The following is a 16,073-nucleotide window of genomic DNA, read 5'->3' as shown; positions in this document are numbered from 1 at the left end:
GTAAGCAATGGTAGAAGCAGCAGAGGCAGGAGCACAGCAGCCCCAGCAGCTCCTCTTTAACCGCTGGGACATGAGCGAGGTCGAGATCCACGATCCGAGCCTTGCCCGTTACGTGAACATGCACGCGATGATCGTGCCGCACTCCTGCGGCAAGCTCGTCGGTCAGCAGTTCAACAAGAGCAATATGCTGATCGTCGAGCGGCTGATCAACAAGATAATGCAGACCGAGAACAACACCGGCAAGAAAGAACTCGCCATCCGGATCGTCCGGGATGCCTTCGAGATCGTCAATAAGAAGACCAAGAAGAACCCGGTTCAGGTGCTGGTGGACGCGGTCGCGAACACCGGCCCCCGCGAGGAGACCGTCCGGCTGAAGTACGGCGGCATCAATGTCCCGAAGTCGGTCGATACCGCTCCCCAGCGTCGTGTCGACACTGCGCTCCGGTTCATCACCGCCGGTGTTCTGCAGGCGAGCCACAAGAAGAAGAAGAGCGTGAGCGAGGCGCTTGCCGAGGAACTGATCTCTGCGGCGAACGGCGACACCCGTTCCTACGCCGTCTCGAAGAAAGAAGAGAGAGAGCGTATCGCAAAGGCAGCCCGCTAAAAATCCTATTACTTTTTTTGGTGTAATCTATGACCAGACGAAAGAAGATGGTAGAGCGGGTGACGGAGCTGATGGACAAGCCGGAGCGCATCCGGAACATCGGTATCGTTGCCCACATCGATCACGGAAAGACAACACTCTCGGATAACCTGCTTGCAGGAGCGGGCATGATCAGCGAGGAGCTCGCCGGCCGGCAGCTCTTCATGGACTCCGACGAGGAGGAACAGGCACGCGGCATCACCATCGATGCGAGCAACGTCTCGATGGTCCACACATACGGCGGGGAAGAGTACCTCATCAACATGATCGATACCCCCGGTCACGTGGACTTCGGCGGTGACGTGACCCGGGCGATGCGTGCGGTGGACGGCGCCGTCGTCGTGGTGGACGCGGTCGAGGGGACCATGCCCCAGACGGAGACGGTGCTGCGGCAGGCCCTGAAGGAAGGCGTCCGCCCGGTTCTCTTCATCAACAAGGTCGATCGGCTGGTCAACGAGCTGAAGGTGGACGAGCAGGAGATGCAGATCCGCCTTGCGAAGGTGATCGACAAGGTCAACAAGCTGATCAAGGGCATGAACGAGAAGATGTACAACGACGGCTGGAAGCTCGATGCCGCGAAGGGCACCGTCGCTTTCGGCTCCGCGCTCTACAACTGGGCCGTCTCCGTCCCCTTCATGAAGAGCAGCGGCGTCTCGTTCAAGGACGTCTTTGAGAAGTGCAATTCCGGCGACATGAAGTGGCTGGCAAAGTCGAGCCCCCTCCACGCCGTGCTCCTCGATATGGTGGTCAAGCACCTGCCTAACCCCCTCCAGGCCCAGGACCGGCGTATCCACATCATCTGGCACGGCGACTACAATACTCCCGAGGGCAAGGCCATGGTCGCGTGCGACCCGAACGGTCCTGTCTGCATGATGGTCACCGACATCTCGTTCGACCCGCATGCAGGCGAGGTCGCTACTGGCCGTCTCTTCTCGGGAACACTCCGCCGGGGTACCGAGTGCTACATCATGGGTGCGGCAAAGCGCGCGAACCGTCTCGCCCAGGTTGGTATCTTCATGGGTGCCGAGCGGATCGAGGTGGAAGCGCTCCCTGCCGGGAACATCGCTGCCGTGACGGGCTTGAAAGACGCCATCGTCGGTTCGACCGTCACGTCCCTCATCGAGATGACTCCCTTTGAGTCGCTGAAGCACTACTCCGAGCCGGTCATGACCGTCGCCGTCGAGGCGAAGAGCATGAAGGACCTCCCGAAACTCGTCGAGGTTCTCCGCCAGGTGGGGAAGGAAGACCCGACGGTGCAGGTCTCGATCAACGAGGAGACCGGTGAGCACCTGATCAGCGGCATGGGCGAACTCCATCTCGAGATCATCACCGGCCGTATCAAGCGCGACAAGGGCGTCGACATCATCACCTCTCCGCCGATCGTCGTCTACCGCGAGACGGTCACGGGCAGCGTCGGCCCGGTCGAAGGAAAGTCGCCGAACCGCCACAACCGGTTCTACATCGAGCTCGAACCGATGGATCCGGCAATCGTGAAGCTGATCCAGGACGGCGAGGTCTCGATGAACCAGCAGGCGATCGAGCGGCGTGACGCTCTCGTTGCAGCCGGCATGGACAAGGACGAGGCCAAGAACATCAAGGCGATCGAGGGCACCAACATGTTCATCGACATGACGAAGGGTATCCAGTACCTCAACGAGACGATGGAACTGGTCCTCGACGGCTGGCGCGAAGCGCTCCGTGGTGGCCCCCTCGCCGACGAACTGGTCCAGAACCTGAAGATCCGGCTGGTGGACGTGAAACTCCACGAGGACGCCATCCACCGTGGCCCGGCGCAGGTCATCCCGGCAGTCAGGAGCGCCGTCAAGGCAGGCGTGCTGATGGCCGGCGACTCGCTCCTCGAGCCTATCCAGAAGATCCAGATCACCGTCCCGAGCGATCAGATGGGCGCGGCGACCTCCCAGATCCAGGGTCGCCGCGGTCAGGTCTTCGACATGCTGAGCGAAGGCGACACGATGACGATCGTCGGCAGGGCGCCGGTCGCCGAGCTCTTCGGGTTCGCCGGAGATGTCCGTTCCGCCACCGAAGGCCGTGCGATGTGGAGCACCGAGTTCGCCGGGTTCGAACTGGTCCCCGCCGGTATTGTGAACGATGTGGTCAAGGCCATCCGCAAGCGGAAGGGCTTAAAGGAACAGATCCCGCGCCCGGACGACTACCTGGCGTAACGAATATCGATATACCCTCTTTTTTTCCCTTCGTCCGGCCGTCGATGAGCACGTTCGGAGCGGTTCTGAGATAAAAATAGTGCGGGGCCGGCCTGTGCGGATACGCTTATCGTTTCCGCGCCGCTGCAAGCAGCCCGCAGATGCCGAGCGCGGCGACTGCGATGACTCCCGGGAGCGCCGCCTGCGTCGGTTCCGGCGTGGCCGTGGCCGTCGGGGTCCCCGTGGGCGTCTCCGTGACCTCGGCAACGGTCTCCGTGACCGTCGGCGGCGAAGCGTGGACGAATACGATGCTGCTTTCGTGAATCAGGCCGTCTTCCTTACTGTACGCGAAATATCGCCCGTAATGCCCTTTGAACGTGTATACGTTGATCTTGAAGTAGCTGTCCTTCGGGACACCGACGACCCGCTGGATTGATTTTGCGGGGTTGTCGTCCTGGTACTTCCGGAGTTCCGTGATCGCGTTGAACGAACTCGCGTTGCGGAGACCGATGAGGTCGAGGATGATCGGTTCGGCTCCGACCTCGATCGTCTCACCGGGCTTCACCAGACGCGTACCGGTATCCTGTGCGGCTGCCGGGACGACGAGCGCCAGGGAAAGGACTACGAGGATTACAAGGAGGTGTCGGGGTGCCAGTTTCTCATACGCCATAGTTCCAGACTTGCTTTGTACAATATATATGCGTATTGAAATGCTGTCGGGACTCCTGGCCTCTATCTCGTGAATCTCCCTGATTTTCGGCCTTTTTCCCTTCGGGTTCATCTCGTCTCCTCTTCTTGACCGAATCATTGATGTAGGGAGAGGACATCCCATGGTGGGAATGCCATGAAGGCCGACGGTTGGAATACAGTGGATCCTGTCGGGAGCGGGCGAGTCCTGGAACCGGAGCCGAAGAGCTCCGCCACCCGCCGCCTTCCCGCAGTCGCCGCCGTGCCGCTCGGCGCGACCTCTGCGTTCATCGTCAGGGACCGGAGCGTGCTCCTGGTCGATACCGGTAACCCCGGGGATGAGGCGACCATCCTGGCCGCGATGAAGCAGGCGGGCCTCAGGCGCGATGAGGTCTCCTTGATCCTGGTCACGCACGGACACCCGGAAAATTACGGGTGTGCCGAAGCGCTCCGGGATCTGACCGGCGCACCGGTCGCCGTTCATGAGGCCGATGCCGGTGCCGTGCGCCTCGGGGTCGGCGGTCTGCGCTTCCCTGCCCGGGTCGTCCCGGGCCTGATCCGGTTTGTGCGCGAGAGGAAGATCGACTCCGGCTCGGGGGGTGTTGAGCCTGACATCATCATCGGGGGCATCGCCGACCTCGGGGCATTCGGCATCCGGGGCAGGATCGTCCCCACGCCGGGGCATACCCCCGGCTCGGTCTCGGTTCTTATCGCCGGCGGCACCGCTATCGTCGGGGATCTGCTCTCTGCCGTCGTTCCGGGGGGGAGGCCCCGGCTGCCCTTCAGGATGGACGATCCCGTGGCGGCGAGGAGGAGCCTCCTGGATCTTCTTGCTTTCGGGCCGGAACTGGTCTATGCGGCACGCGGGGGACCGTGGCGGGGTGCGGCGGTTCTGCGGTGGTTCGGGAACGGCCGGTGACGGGGGATGTAAAAAAAAGATGAGCCGTTACTCGATGGTGAATGCCATCGAGAACGTGGTCTCGTTTCCGGTCGTCTCTTCCCAGGAGCGCTTGTAAATCGCGGAGAACTCGGCGGAACCGGGCTCGGCGGCGAGGTACTGCCATACGTGCACGCCTCCGGCACCTACGAGCTCGGTCTCCGGCGCGATGTAGGTGTCGTTCACGTACTCGAGCCCGGTCGACGAGGTGACGTTCCACTCGTAGCCGGTCGTCGGGTTCTCATCGAGACTGATGGTGATCTCGCTTCCGGCCGGGACGGCGACGGTCTCGTTGGCGTTCGTCTCGTTGAAGGCATACGCTGCGGCGGGCGTCGCGGTCGGAACGGCTGTGGTCTCTGCCGCAGTGGGCGTCGCGGTCGGGGTTCCCTCCTCCGTCGGCTGCGACGTGCAGCCGGCACCGAGGAGGCACATTACCAGCAGTCCTGCAACCAGGACGCTGCAGATGCTCTTTCTCTGAACCATGCGGTAAGGTCTCCCGGATTTGTTAAATACTTTTCTTAAACCCCTGGAAATGATATTCACGATCCCGGCGTATTGGGATCCGATTGTTTCGGAACCGGTCTTTTAACGAGAGATTCATAGCACGGTTAAGAACGGATTTAAGATGATTAGAACCGCCGGCAAGGCAAAATAAGAATCTATAAATATTATTCTATCATTCTGGTCGTTCAGAGGGCATCATTATGAAAAACATCTCTCCAGCAATGATTCTGGGGCTTTCTGCGCTGCTCGTGCTCTGCCTCATGACGGCGGGCTGTACAGGTACATCGGATACGACCGACGCAACCTCCTCCGGAACCGCTCCGACCGTCACCGCCGGCGAGAGCGGCGCCTCCGGGGCCGCACAGGGAAGCGTGAACGCAGTTCCGTTTACCGCGTTGATCCCGCTCCTCCCGGATGCGCCTGCAGGGTGGACTGCAGAAGAGCCTGTAGGGGCGTCACTGACGGTCGAGGACGGCCAGTGGACCTGGGCGTCTTGTGACTACGGCAAGGAGAATGCCTGGGCAACGGTTCTGATCCAGGATTCGGCCTACTACGACGTGGGCTACTGGGAGTCCTGGGACTCGCTTGTCTCGTTCGAGACGACCGAGGGCTACTACAGGCAGGGCACGGTCGCCGGCCACCCGTCCTGGGAATTCTTCAGCAAACCCGACTCCTACGCCACCTGGATCGGCGTGAACGAACGATTCATGGTCTATGTCAGTGTCGAAGGCGGCTCCAAGCAGGATCTCGATGCGTTCGTGAACGCCGTCAACTACGGCGGCATTGCAAACCTGAAGTAAACCCTACCTCTTTCTTTTATCCGGCACGGCCGTGACGCTGTAGTGATACGGCCCTGATTCGGCCACCGTCCTGACGACCAGTCCCGCCTCCGCCATCAACGCCGCCGCATGCTCCGGGCTGAACTTCTTTGCCGTCGGCGGGCCGAGAGGGAGCGGCTCCTTCTTCCAGTCCACGTCGACGATCAGGCCTTCCGGGGCTGCCATCTCTCTCGCGTTTACGAGCACCCGAACCGGATCGACGAAGTCGTGGAGGTCGATGCCGAAGAAGACGACGTCCGCACAGCCGTTGCAGAGAACATACTCCTCGGCCATCCCGTGGTGGAGGACGACGTTGTCGAGCCCCTCGACAAAAGCCTTCTCCTGCAGGAGATCGAGAGCCTCGGCGTCGATATCGATCCCGCAGACGCGGCCGTGCGGCCCGACCATCCGCGCGGCAGGGAGCGCGAAGAACCCCTCCCCGCACCCGACGTCGATGAAGGTCGAGCCGGAAGCAAGCCCGATCCCTTCGAGGATGGACTCGGGGTGCTGCCAGCGCCGTCGGGCGGCTTCGTCCTCGGGCAGGTGTCTTTTAGGATGCGGATGCTGCACCATACGCGGCCATAGTGGCAGGCATCCCTGATGAACCTGCTGTCTCCCCGGCGTGGGTGCCGGAGTTCTCTCTGTGGCAGGATTTCAGGGACGCTCGACACACGAATCCCGAAAAAGAGTCTCGGGAGCACAGGGCCCCCTCACTTCATCGCCTTGCGGATCTTCTCCTGCACGTCCGGCTGTTCCAGGTTCATCTGGTGAGCGGTCTGGACATGCCCCTCGACCCGCTTCATCAGCTCGTTCTCGTTCACTGCTTTCTCCTCGAACTCGCACTCGAGGCCGAGGTCTTTGCACCTGAAGGTCTTCTGTTCCTGCATGCCTCTCACCGGCCGGGCTTGTATGCTGCGTCAGATATAAAAATATCTGAGCGGTATTTTCAGTCCCTCCCACTGGATTGGGCGCATCTTTCGGGCCGCTTACCTCGCGGAGTGTTTCAGCCCCGCCTGCACTCCACCATCTCCCCGATCAGCCCGTCCCGGAGGGTGACGATCCGGCAGAAGTACTCCTTGTGCCAGTCCTCGTGCGAGACCATCACGATCGTCTGGTCGAGTTCCTCGTTTAACCGTGCAAAGAGGTCGAGGATGCTCTTCGAGGTCTGGCTGTCCAGGTTCGCGCACGGTTCGTCGGCGAGCAGGATGCTCGGATTGTTCACGAGCGCCCGGGCTATCGCGACGCGCTGCTGCTCGCCGCCGGAGAGTTCGCTCTGCCGGTGATCCATCCGGTCGCCGAGGCCGACCCGCCGGAGGATATCGGCGCTCCGCTCGAGGTACTCGTCCTTCGATGCCCCCCGGACGAGCGACGTTAAGTAGACGTTCTCGAGCGCGGTGAGTTCCCCGATGAGCGCGTAGTCCTGGAAGACGTAGCCGAGCCGGTTCAGCCGGAAGAGGGTTCGTTGGCGGTCGGAGAGAGCCAGGACATCCGTCCCGTCGATCGTGACTATCCCGGAGGTGGGACGGTCGAGGAGCCCGAGGATATGGAGGAGCGTCGATTTGCCGCTGCCGCTCGCCCCCATGATCCCGACGAACTCGCCCTTTGCGACCTCGAGCGAGACGCCCGCGAGGGCACGGACCTCGACCTTCCCCATCGTATAGACCCGGGTGAGGTTCTGGACGGTGATCATCCTTTCATCCCCTGATTGCGGTGAGGATATCCTCCCGCGCGATCCGCCACGCCGGGATGTAGCCCGCCACCACCGAGACTCCAAAGAGGCTTGCGATGCTCCGGAGGATGGCCGACGCCTCCACGTCCGGGTAGACCGGGCCGCCGGGGAAGACGAGGGGGTAGGCGGTAAGGTAGGCCGATACCCCGGCGTTCAGGACGATCCCGACGAGCGCCCCGACGGTGGTGATGAAGAGCACCTGGAGGACGTAGGAGTTGATGATGATCTGCTGGTCGATACCGATCGCCTTCAGGATCCCGATCTGCCGCCGCCGGTTCACGGTGTTGATGAAGATCACGATGAAGACCACCACGATGGCGATGATCAGGCTGACGAGCGTCGAGATGGCGTTGATGATGTTGAAACTCTGGATCGCCTGGTCGACGAACCCGCCCGACTTCTCCCGGAACGTCCAGACGTCCTCCTGGACGCCGTAGGAGAGGATCTCCGTCTTGTACTCCTCCTCCCTGCCGTTGACCGCGGTCTTCACCAGGATCGCGGACGCCTGGTCGTCGAGCCCGAGCACCCCGCTCATCTCGCGGGTGGTGACGAAGGCCGCCGTATCGACGCCGAAAGACTGGGTCTCGAAGATCCCCTTCACCCGGTAGGCTCGCGTCTCGCCGTTCGGGTAGGCCACCTCCACCGAATCGCCGACCTCGACCCCCCGGAGCGAAGGGAGGCCCCCTTCCTCCACCCCTTCCGTCCCCGCGAGGGTCGTGCCGATGATGATCGCATCGGTATCGCCGTCCGAGAGGAACTCTCCCGCGGTCATGTACTCGGCTATCCGGGTCACCGATCGCTCGTCTTCGGGGGTTATGCCGTTGAGCGTGCTCGCGGCGTTGCGGCCCCGGTAAAAGAACGTCGCACCGGCGGTTATACGGGGTGACGTGCCCGCGATCCCCGGGATCTGCTCGATTCTCTTCTGGAGGCCATCCACGCCGTCGATATACTGGCTGCCTTCCCGGGGCTCGATGACCAGGTTCCCGACGTCGAAGTCGATCGACTGGGCATCGAAGGTCACGACGACCCCGGAGATGATGGAGGGGAGGAAGACCAGGTTCACGAAGATGAGGGCGATGATCATGATGGTGAGGGCGAGCGTTCCCCTGCTCCCGCGCTGGATCGACTTCCATGCCAGGAACGCGGAGACCTTGATGCCTGAAAACACCGCGGTCACTCCTCCTTGCGCCGCCGGTACCAGTAGATCGCGGCCGCGGCGGCGACGATGAGGGCGGCTGCCACGGCCACGATCATCGGAAACGGGCTTTGTTCGGTGACGACTACCTGCAGGGGCTGCCTGACCGTATGTTCGCCGTAGTCGTCGGTATACCGGACGACGAGGGTGTAGCCGAACTCTCCCGCCTCGTCGGCTACGAGGGAGAAGATGGCGGGGCCGTCGTTCCCCGGCTCGATCGTCCCGAGGAACGCCTCTTTTGAGCCCGGGAGAGCGAGATCCTCGATCGTCGCCCTGACCGATTCCGCATCCGCGGTTCCGGTGTTCTCCAGCCGGATCGTCAGGTCGACCGTCTCCCCGGCGGTGATCCGGGCGGGCTCGGTTCTGATGGAGGCGACGCCCATCTCGGCGCTGCCGACGACGGGAATCCCGATCGTCGCGACCTCTCTAGACGGTGCGAGGTCGGCGCCCCGGTAGTCGACGGTGACGAGGATCGGCGTAAGCCCGAGCGGTGCGCTGGTATCGGTCTCGAAGGTCAGGTTCAGGATGGTGTGGCCTCCCGCCTCGAGTTTCGGGATGTAGTAGTTCTCCGAGTTCCGCGGGGCGATCCCGCCGGAGCTCGCGTTGACGCCGACGGAGATGTCGCTCGCGGTGGCCTGCCCGTCGTTATGGAGGGTCAGCGTGACGTTGAAGGGGTCGCCCGGGTCGACGGATGCCGGGACGGTTCGCTCCACCCGGAGCGCGGGCCTCTTGATCAGGGCGTGTGCGGAGTTGACGTTCACCGGCACGGGATACCGCACGTTGGCGCCGTCCCGCACGCTGACCCAGACTTCCGGGAAGTAGATCCCCTCTTCTCCCGGGGCGCGGATCCGGAACGTGAGCGGGAAGGACTGGCCGGGGCCGATCTCGCCGATATCCTGGAAACTCCCGGTCATGACCTCGACGTCCGTGCTCGCCAGGAGCACGCTCTCGATGTAGGCGTTCTCCTCCGTCTCCGTCGAGGTGTTCGTCTCCCCGGTGCCGGGGTCGAGCCGGATGTTGATCGGCGATCCCGCGGCCGACGGGGCGGTGCTCATGAGCACCACGGCGATTGTCCCTTCGTCGCCGGGCATCAGGACGGCAGGAGTGACGGTGAAGTTGGAGACGATCACCGACGGGGCTGCCGCCGCTGCCGGGACGAGCAGCAGGATGAGCAGGAGTGCGCCTGTGAAACAAGCGTTCGTCAGCCTTCCCGTCTCCCTCCGGGGCGCAATCGCGGATACCTGGATCATCCCCCATCCCTCCCGGGCAGTCTTCGAAGTCCTGAACTCCCTGGTGTTTATATATAATCGTTATGCACGGGTGCTCCCACCTGCCCGGGGTGGGGCGATCCGCCGGGCACTGTGGAAACCTTTTATTGTCTGAAAAATATATTGTGGTCGGGATACGGGTGAGCCGGTACGGACCGGATGCGTGACTACAACGATACCTCCATTCGTGATGAAACGCTTCAACACCTCTCTGTACGTTCTCATACTCCCGTGCTGCTCTCCGTTCTCGCCCATCAGTCCACCCTTTTTTGCTGTTCCCGGCGCACGGGGTACCCGGTGTACAACCCGGTCATGGGATGCCTTTATGACCCGCCGGCGGTATACTCCGTCCACGTTGTGAGGGGGAAGAGATGGAGACGACCCAATGGTTGGTGACGCTGACGTTCAGGGTGACGGTAAACGGCGTTCGTTCGAAGGACGACTCGGTGGCTGCAGGTCTGGAACAACTCAAACTCGGGCTCTGCAGCGGAAAGGAGATCCCGATGGAGGCGAGCGTCCGAAGGATCACGAACCTCGTCGAGGAGGAGCCGATCTTCGGTGTACGGTGGTGATCGCGGCCGGGGCGTGCCTCTGAGCGTCACGTGATGGGGAGTTAATCTCCGGGGGAAAACGCTTTTTTACCTCCACCGCTCTCTTCGGCACCATGCATGAACTTCCCGAAACGATCGCCGTCGATGTCGTCCTCCTTCCGCCCGGCCCGATCATGGATATGGCGATCAGCGCGAACCGGACGCTACTCGCCGGCAACCCGGATGGAGGGATACGTCTCGACCGCGAGGGTTGCCTCCCGCACATATCGGCCGCGATGTTCCCGGCACGGCGCGAGGATCTCCCGGAGATCGCCGCAAAGGTCGAGCGGATTACGCAGCACTGCTCCCCCATGGCCCTGACCATCGACGCCGTTGCAAAACACCGTAAAAACGCAGGAAAGACCGTCTCCACCTTTCACATCCTCAGGGGGGAGATCCTCCAGCTCTTTCACAAGACCGTGATGAACAAGATGACGCCGTATCAGGCGCCTTCGACGGGGCCTTCGCTCTTCTCCGGGGAAGCGTCCGCGCCGTCCGTCGACTGCCTCGCGCGATTTCCGAAGACTTCCGCATACGAGCGCTACTCGCCGCACATCACGCTTGGATTCGGCGACCTCCCGGAGATCATCCCCGGTATCGACTTCCCCATCCGGTTCGAGGTGACGAAGGCTGCTCTCTGCCACCTCGGGAGCCACTGCACCTGCCGCCGGGTTCTTGCAACCTTCGATCTCGGTCTCCGGGCGCACAGCAGCCGCAGCGGGGCAGCGGGGCGCCGGTAGACCGGGATTACAGCATCAGTCCTTTCACGTACGGCTTTCTGCAGGCAACGCATCCCGAGTAGCGGTCGAGCGTCCCGGTCTCGAGAACCTCGACCGCCGGGGGCTCCCGCCGCATGCGGTCTGCAAACCCCGGATCCTGTTCCGCCATCGTCCGCAGGAAGACCGCGAGCGGCATGAACGGCCGGGCCTGCACCGGGACGATCCGGAAGTCCGTGTAGTCCGCGTCAAGCGTCGAGTTCCGGGCGAGGTCTTCGTCGAAGTAGAGGATAACCTCTACATCGCAGCGTTCCTGCAGGTTCTTCAGACGATCGAGGCCGAGCCGCATCCCGGCTTTGAGGCCGATCGCCTCGAGTTCCGCCGGTTCTCCGGGAGAGAAGGTCTCATAACCCGATTCCATCATGTTACCTCGACATAGCGTTTTGCGGGGAGTGACTTCTTTTCTCCGGCGGCTGCAGGATACCTTCTTAACCGCGACGTCCCCAGTATCTGCATGGATTTGTTCGCGGCCGGAGCAGCGTCAGGGAGGGCCTCTTCCGCCGCTCTCTGCCGGAGGCGCTGCGGATGAAACTGAGCGTCCTCGTGGATAACGCCACCCTCACCGACCGCTACTTCCTCGCGGAGCCGGGGCTCTCCATTCACATCGAGGACGGCGGAACCCGGGTTCTCTTCGATGCCGGTTACTCGGGCATCCTCGTTACCAACGCCCGAAAGATGGGAATCGATCTCCTCAACGTCGATGAGATCGTCATCTCCCACGGCCACCTCGACCACACCTGGGGTCTCGACGCCCTCCTCAGGCTCCATACCGAGGCAATCTTCGAGGGGCGCGAACGTGTCGAACCCACGTTCATCGCCCATCCGGATGCGTTCCTCACCCGGAGTTGCAACGGCGTCGGGGAGATCGGGTGCCATCTCTCGGTCGAGGAACTCTTCCGGCACGGGAAAGTCCTCCTCACCCCGGCCCCCCTCTGGCTGACCGAGAACCTGGTCTTCCTCGGTGAGATCGAGCGGCGGTTCGAGTTCGAGAGGGTGCCCCCGTGCGGCTACGTCTACACCCCCGACGGCATCCGGGACGACACCGTCCTCGACGACACCGCACTCGCCTGCAAGACCGAGGAGGGGCTGGTGGTCATAACGGGCTGCTCTCACTCGGGGATCTGCTCGATCGTCGAGCAGGCGCGCGAGGTCTGCAACGAGGATCGGGTCGCCGACGTCATCGGCGGGTTCCATCTCCTCGATGCACCGCCGGAGCAGATAGAGGGCATCCTCGGCTATTTTGCCGAGGTGCGGCCGGCCGCTCTCCACCCCTGCCACTGCACCGATCTCGCGGCAAAGATTGCGCTTGCACGGGTGGCGGATGTCCGGGAGACCGGCGTCGGGCTGCACCTCGAGTACGGGTAGATCAGGGGGCGGATTCCCGGAGGGCCGGGATCGCCCCGTGCTCCGCCTCGTAGGCGCGGACGGCTTCCGGGGCGCCGAGGAGGAAGCGGCGGGCGTTGTTGTAGACCGCGGGGTATGCACCCGGGTCGAGGGAAGAAAGGAGGTCTGCGAGCACCCCGACCGCCGGAACCTGGTGGCGGGGCTCCATCGCATCGATGAACGCGAACGCGTCGAGAGCCCGGACGGTGCTGTACTCGTTGACCGGGGCGAGCCGCCGGAGCACCTCAGTAAGGTAGGCCCGCCCCTCTTCGGTCTCGAGCGACCGCTTCCTGTTCAGCGCGAACCGCCCATAGAGCGCCCGCTGCTGGTCGGCCTGCTCGGTTGCGAAGGCGGGCGAGGACTCGATCCGTTCCAGAATGGGAACGAGGTCGTCGCAGTCGCTTCCGGCGACGGTGGCGAGGAACGATTCCCACGCGATGGGGCTTCTTGCCGACTCTGCCGCAAACGCCTCGAGGATCTCCTGCCGTTCAGGAGCGCTGCTCTCGAGGATCAGCGAGAACGCGGTGAGCCGGTCGGTTGCGGCCGTCGCTTCCCGGAACTGGTGAAGAAGGAGCTGGTGAACCTCATGAGTGTCCCGGGTCGCGAGGATCGAGAGGCAGGCGTTCTTCCTCTGCCGGTTCCGGATCGCCGCGGCCTCTTCCTCCAGGCTGCGGGGCGCGGCGGAAGACGTTTTTGCCGCCTGCCGGTAAACACGGAGGAGGGTCTCGCCGCCCCGTGCGGCGACGGCGGTAAGGATCGTTCTTCGGGCGTCATGGAGCGCGCGGTTATGGTGGGCGAACCGCTCGTCCTCGACCGAGGGGAAGATGGTCAGGAACTGCCCGCCCGCCTCCTCCATGAGGGCATCGTCGGCGAGGAGAGCGGCGCAGAGGTCGGCGAACCGGTCGGAGACGGCTGCACCCGGATTCTCGAGGAGCCGGAGCATCTCCCGGTCGGCGAGCGCGAGGAACGCGGTGAACCGGCCGACGGTGTCGGGATCTCGCTCGACCTGGAGGTAGAGTTCGTCCTCCGGCGCCTGATACGCCGTCTTCCCATAGAGAGAGTAGCCGCGGTTGAGCGAGAGGAACGCGGGGCGGTCGACGCCGTCGAGGACGATCTCTCCGGCCTCGTCGGCGATCCGGACGGTTGTCTCCCGGATATCCCCGCCCCTGGCGTCGACGAGCGCGAACCGGAACGGGAACTCCCAGTGATGGCCGCCGGGCGAGCGGTTCTGGCGGTAGGCGAGGGTGAACCGCCGGGCGGCCGGGTCGTACGCGGGGGATACCGTGAGGACGGGGTACTCCTTCTCCTTCAGCCAGACCGCAGCCATTCCCGCGAAGTCCTGCCCCGAGACCTCCTCCATGCAGCGCAGCCAATCCGCCCGCGAGGCGTTCGCGTGCCGGAACCGGTCGTGGTAGCGGCCGAGCGCCTCTGCAAACACCTCTCTTCCCATCAGCGTCTCGATCATCCGGACGAACTCGGGGGCTTTCACGTAGGTGACGCCGGTGATGAGGTCGTTCGGGTCGTTGAACCCGTCCGGCTCGATCGGCATCGATCCTGCGCCCCGGTCGAGCGTGAGCGTCCCGTCCGCGGGGTCGAGGAGTTCGAGCACGGTCTTGATGCGGGAGTAGGTCTCGCCGAAGAGGAAGGCGTGGTGCTGGTTCTCGACGTGGACGGTCACGGCCTCGTTCAGCCAGATCTCGAACGGGCTCCACCCGGTCACTTCGGAGCCGTTCTCGTTGTGGTAGTACTCGTGGACCTTCACCCGGACCAGGTACTCGAAGGCCGGGTCGGTGGTGTCGGGCCCGGGCATGAGCCGGTTCGCGGCGATCGTCGTGTTCCCGACGTTCTCCATCCCGCCGAAGTCGGAGTTCTGCATGGCGATCTCCCGGTAGACCGCCCCGGTGTAGGCGTAACCCGGCGTGATGGTCGAGATGAGGTTGTTGAGCGTCTTCCTGGTCTCTTCGAGCGTACGGACGTCGCCGGTGCGTTTCGCTTCGTCGCGCACCCGCACAAGCCGCCACACCTCCTCCCGGGTCTCGCGGTCGCGGTACTGTGCCGGCCCGGTGAAGAGGTGGACCCAGATCACGGCGTCCGCGAGGATCTCGAGCGCACGCTCCGCTCCCTCCGCCTCAGAGCCGGGTTTCGCGAGGAGTTCGAGGGCAAACGTCCGTCCGTCGGGATACTCGAGCTCGCGCCGGTGGGTGTCGTAGCACCCCACCCCAAGGAAGAAGAGGTAGGGCGCCATCGGGGTTCTGGTGTTCTCGTACCTCTGGACGGAGCGCCCGGGTGCGCAGGGTATCCGGGCTCCTGCCGGGTCGCCGTTTGAGATGGTGGCCGTATAGCCGTTGTCCGCGACGATCGTCGTCGTGTAGGTGCACTTCGCGGTCATGTCGTCGAGGCAGGGAACCAGCCGCTGGAACCCCCACTGCTGGCACTGGGTGATCTGGGTGGGCGGCCCGCCGGGGCACCGCCCGTCATAGTAGAGGCCTTCGAGGACGTGGGTGCTCGGCCGGCAGATCGTCTCGGTCTCGAGGGTGAACTGTGTCCGGGCCGGGACGGGGGGATCGAAGGCGACGGTGAGGAGTGCGGCGTCCCGGTCGTAGGTATGGGCGACGGCGTATCCGGCGGACTCCACGCGGAGGATATCCAGGTCGCGGGCGTTCAGGGAGAGCGCCGAGAGCGGTGCATCGAGCGTCCCGGCGGTGAGGGCGGAGACGACCCGGGTGTGGCCGTCGTAGACGTCGAAGACGAGATCCATATGGACGACCCGGACGGGGAGCGCCCCGAAATCCTCCGGATAGTAGCGAAAGAGCCTCCGCTCTCCTTCTCCGGTCAAAATCCCGCCTCGCCGGTGATCTCGCGCAGCGCCCGGCGGATCGCCGTCCGGACCTCGGGCTCCTCCTCGCCCTCGAGCGCGGTGGAGAGGGTGCCTGCCGCCCGCCGGTCGCGGAGTTTCCCGAGCGCCTCGGCAGCGGCAGCCCTGACGTCTTTCTTGTTGTCGCCGAGAAGGACGAGGAGGGGCTCGACCGCACGCGGATCGCCGATCTCGCCGAGCGACCAGGCAGCACCGCGCCGCGCCCACCGGTCGCGGTCGCCGAGGAGAGCGAGGAGCGGTTCGACCGCCCGCGCGTCGCGCAGTCTCCCGAGCGCCTGCGCGGCGACCCATCTGACCTCGTTCTCGCGGTCTGCAAGAGCGGCAATCAGCGGCTCGACTGCGCGGGGGTCGGCGCACATCCCGAGCGCCTCGGCCGCCCGCAGCCGGTAGGGTGTGCTCTCGTCCGAGAGTTGCTCGATGTACTTGCCGATGTTCTCCTCGCGCCGCTTCTCCCTATCCTCCATCAGATGCTTTACCGAGCGCTCCATCTCAATCCCTCCAGATTC

At 63.8% G+C, this 16,073-nt stretch carries 17 protein-coding genes; 7 read left to right on the top strand and 10 right to left on the bottom strand.

Translation table 11 applies throughout. The annotated features are described in order from the left end of the window. The first annotated feature begins 7 nt into the window (after positions 1-7). A complete protein-coding gene (locus MCUHO_RS08370; protein ID WP_067076740.1) occupies positions 8-604 on the top strand; it encodes a 30S ribosomal protein S7 in 597 nt (198 codons plus the stop codon). 29 nt (positions 605-633) lie between these two features. Further along, positions 634-2,826, top strand: a complete 2,193-nt coding sequence (locus MCUHO_RS08365) for an elongation factor EF-2 (RefSeq protein ID WP_067076737.1) — start codon at positions 634-636, stop codon at positions 2,824-2,826. A 106-nt stretch (positions 2,827-2,932) separates the two neighbouring features. On the opposite strand, the gene MCUHO_RS12775 is transcribed toward MCUHO_RS08365, so the two are convergent. Then, positions 2,933-3,475 carry a hypothetical protein gene (locus tag MCUHO_RS12775; RefSeq protein ID WP_067076733.1) on the bottom strand — a complete coding sequence of 181 codons (543 nt, stop codon included), beginning with the start codon at positions 3,473-3,475 and terminating at the stop codon, positions 2,933-2,935. Positions 3,476-3,649: 174 nt separating this feature from the next. Here MCUHO_RS12775 and MCUHO_RS08355 point away from each other — a divergent pair, with 174 nt between their 5' ends. Then, a complete protein-coding gene (locus tag MCUHO_RS08355) occupies positions 3,650-4,411 on the top strand; it encodes an MBL fold metallo-hydrolase (protein WP_067076729.1) in 762 nt (253 codons plus the stop codon). 27 nt (positions 4,412-4,438) lie between these two features. Here the strand turns inward: MCUHO_RS08355 and MCUHO_RS08350 are convergent, their stop codons facing one another. Continuing rightward, positions 4,439-4,912 carry a protease inhibitor I42 family protein gene (locus tag MCUHO_RS08350; protein WP_235808213.1) on the bottom strand — a complete coding sequence of 158 codons (474 nt, stop codon included), beginning with the start codon at positions 4,910-4,912 and terminating at the stop codon, positions 4,439-4,441. Between the two features lie 221 nt (positions 4,913-5,133). On the opposite strand from MCUHO_RS08350, the gene MCUHO_RS08345 reads away from it, so the two are divergent. Further along, a complete protein-coding gene (locus tag MCUHO_RS08345; protein ID WP_153020024.1) occupies positions 5,134-5,733 on the top strand; it encodes a hypothetical protein in 600 nt (199 codons plus the stop codon). Between the two features lie 3 nt (positions 5,734-5,736). Here the strand turns inward: MCUHO_RS08345 and MCUHO_RS08340 are convergent, their stop codons facing one another. The 5 genes from MCUHO_RS08340 to MCUHO_RS08325 all read right to left on the bottom strand — a co-directional run bounded on the left by MCUHO_RS08340 (position 5,737) and on the right by MCUHO_RS08325 (position 9,925). Next, positions 5,737-6,324: a class I SAM-dependent methyltransferase gene (locus MCUHO_RS08340; RefSeq protein ID WP_067076722.1), complete on the bottom strand. Its 588-nt coding sequence runs from the start codon at positions 6,322-6,324 to the stop codon at positions 5,737-5,739. 137 nt (positions 6,325-6,461) lie between these two features. Continuing rightward, a complete protein-coding gene (locus tag MCUHO_RS12385) occupies positions 6,462-6,638 on the bottom strand; it encodes a DUF1059 domain-containing protein (protein ID WP_084385977.1) in 177 nt (58 codons plus the stop codon). Between the two features lie 116 nt (positions 6,639-6,754). Continuing rightward, positions 6,755-7,441, bottom strand: a complete 687-nt coding sequence (locus tag MCUHO_RS08335) for an ABC transporter ATP-binding protein (protein ID WP_067076718.1) — start codon at positions 7,439-7,441, stop codon at positions 6,755-6,757. A gap of 4 nt (positions 7,442-7,445) precedes the next feature. Then, positions 7,446-8,648, bottom strand: a complete 1,203-nt coding sequence (locus MCUHO_RS08330; RefSeq protein WP_067078767.1) for an ABC transporter permease — start codon at positions 8,646-8,648, stop codon at positions 7,446-7,448. Between the two features lie 5 nt (positions 8,649-8,653). Further along, positions 8,654-9,925 carry a COG1361 S-layer family protein gene (locus MCUHO_RS08325; protein ID WP_067076714.1) on the bottom strand — a complete coding sequence of 424 codons (1,272 nt, stop codon included), beginning with the start codon at positions 9,923-9,925 and terminating at the stop codon, positions 8,654-8,656. 389 nt (positions 9,926-10,314) lie between these two features. Between MCUHO_RS08325 and MCUHO_RS08320 the strand changes: the two genes are divergently transcribed. Continuing rightward, positions 10,315-10,515 carry a hypothetical protein gene (locus tag MCUHO_RS08320; protein ID WP_067076711.1) on the top strand — a complete coding sequence of 67 codons (201 nt, stop codon included), beginning with the start codon at positions 10,315-10,317 and terminating at the stop codon, positions 10,513-10,515. A gap of 92 nt (positions 10,516-10,607) precedes the next feature. Then, positions 10,608-11,273: a 2'-5' RNA ligase family protein gene (locus tag MCUHO_RS08315; protein ID WP_235808212.1), complete on the top strand. Its 666-nt coding sequence runs from the start codon at positions 10,608-10,610 to the stop codon at positions 11,271-11,273. Between the two features lie 7 nt (positions 11,274-11,280). Here MCUHO_RS08315 and MCUHO_RS08310 read toward each other — a convergent pair whose 3' ends face one another. Beyond that, positions 11,281-11,673: a hypothetical protein gene (locus MCUHO_RS08310; RefSeq protein WP_067076703.1), complete on the bottom strand. Its 393-nt coding sequence runs from the start codon at positions 11,671-11,673 to the stop codon at positions 11,281-11,283. 161 nt (positions 11,674-11,834) lie between these two features. On the opposite strand from MCUHO_RS08310, the gene MCUHO_RS08305 reads away from it, so the two are divergent. Beyond that, positions 11,835-12,674: an MBL fold metallo-hydrolase gene (locus MCUHO_RS08305; protein WP_067076698.1), complete on the top strand. Its 840-nt coding sequence runs from the start codon at positions 11,835-11,837 to the stop codon at positions 12,672-12,674. Position 12,675: 1 nt separating this feature from the next. Here MCUHO_RS08305 and MCUHO_RS08300 read toward each other — a convergent pair whose 3' ends face one another. Both MCUHO_RS08300 and MCUHO_RS08295 read right to left on the bottom strand, forming a co-directional pair. Continuing rightward, positions 12,676-15,528 carry a M1 family metallopeptidase gene (locus MCUHO_RS08300; RefSeq protein ID WP_067076694.1) on the bottom strand — a complete coding sequence of 951 codons (2,853 nt, stop codon included), beginning with the start codon at positions 15,526-15,528 and terminating at the stop codon, positions 12,676-12,678. Next, the gene (locus tag MCUHO_RS08295) at positions 15,525-16,055 is read right to left on the bottom strand and encodes a HEAT repeat domain-containing protein (RefSeq protein WP_067076691.1); all 531 of its coding nucleotides are present in this window, start codon (positions 16,053-16,055) and stop codon (positions 15,525-15,527) included. The genes MCUHO_RS08300 and MCUHO_RS08295 overlap by 4 nt, the downstream gene beginning before the upstream one ends. Positions 16,056-16,073: the final 18 nt, after the last annotated feature.

It is taken from the genome of Methanoculleus horonobensis (genome assembly GCF_001602375.1).
Taxonomy (GTDB): Archaea; Halobacteriota; Methanomicrobia; order Methanomicrobiales; family Methanoculleaceae; genus Methanoculleus; species Methanoculleus horonobensis.
This window is presented reverse-complemented; position numbering and strand designations above follow the sequence as displayed.

What these genes read in the sequence shown, in the direction of transcription:
- MCUHO_RS08355 (WP_067076729.1), top strand. Translation starts at nt 3,650, where the DNA reads ATGAAGGCCGACGGTTGGAATACAGTGGATCCTGTCGGGAGCGGGCGA.
- MCUHO_RS08370 (WP_067076740.1), top strand. Translation starts at nt 8, where the DNA reads ATGGTAGAAGCAGCAGAGGCAGGAGCACAGCAGCCCCAGCAGCTCCTC.
- MCUHO_RS08345 (WP_153020024.1), top strand. Translation starts at nt 5,134, where the DNA reads ATGAAAAACATCTCTCCAGCAATGATTCTGGGGCTTTCTGCGCTGCTC.
- MCUHO_RS08365 (WP_067076737.1), top strand. Translation starts at nt 634, where the DNA reads ATGACCAGACGAAAGAAGATGGTAGAGCGGGTGACGGAGCTGATGGAC.
- MCUHO_RS08325 (WP_067076714.1), bottom strand. Translation starts at nt 9,925, where the DNA reads ATGATCCAGGTATCCGCGATTGCGCCCCGGAGGGAGACGGGAAGGCTG.
- MCUHO_RS08305 (WP_067076698.1), top strand. Translation starts at nt 11,835, where the DNA reads ATGAAACTGAGCGTCCTCGTGGATAACGCCACCCTCACCGACCGCTAC.
- MCUHO_RS08295 (WP_067076691.1), bottom strand. Translation starts at nt 16,055, where the DNA reads ATGGAGCGCTCGGTAAAGCATCTGATGGAGGATAGGGAGAAGCGGCGC.
- MCUHO_RS12385 (WP_084385977.1), bottom strand. Translation starts at nt 6,638, where the DNA reads ATGCAGGAACAGAAGACCTTCAGGTGCAAAGACCTCGGCCTCGAGTGC.
- MCUHO_RS08340 (WP_067076722.1), bottom strand. Translation starts at nt 6,324, where the DNA reads ATGGTGCAGCATCCGCATCCTAAAAGACACCTGCCCGAGGACGAAGCC.
- MCUHO_RS08315 (WP_235808212.1), top strand. Translation starts at nt 10,608, where the DNA reads ATGCATGAACTTCCCGAAACGATCGCCGTCGATGTCGTCCTCCTTCCG.
- MCUHO_RS12775 (WP_067076733.1), bottom strand. Translation starts at nt 3,475, where the DNA reads ATGGCGTATGAGAAACTGGCACCCCGACACCTCCTTGTAATCCTCGTA.
- MCUHO_RS08335 (WP_067076718.1), bottom strand. Translation starts at nt 7,441, where the DNA reads ATGATCACCGTCCAGAACCTCACCCGGGTCTATACGATGGGGAAGGTC.
- MCUHO_RS08350 (WP_235808213.1), bottom strand. Translation starts at nt 4,912, where the DNA reads ATGGTTCAGAGAAAGAGCATCTGCAGCGTCCTGGTTGCAGGACTGCTG.
- MCUHO_RS08310 (WP_067076703.1), bottom strand. Translation starts at nt 11,673, where the DNA reads ATGATGGAATCGGGTTATGAGACCTTCTCTCCCGGAGAACCGGCGGAA.
- MCUHO_RS08320 (WP_067076711.1), top strand. Translation starts at nt 10,315, where the DNA reads ATGGAGACGACCCAATGGTTGGTGACGCTGACGTTCAGGGTGACGGTA.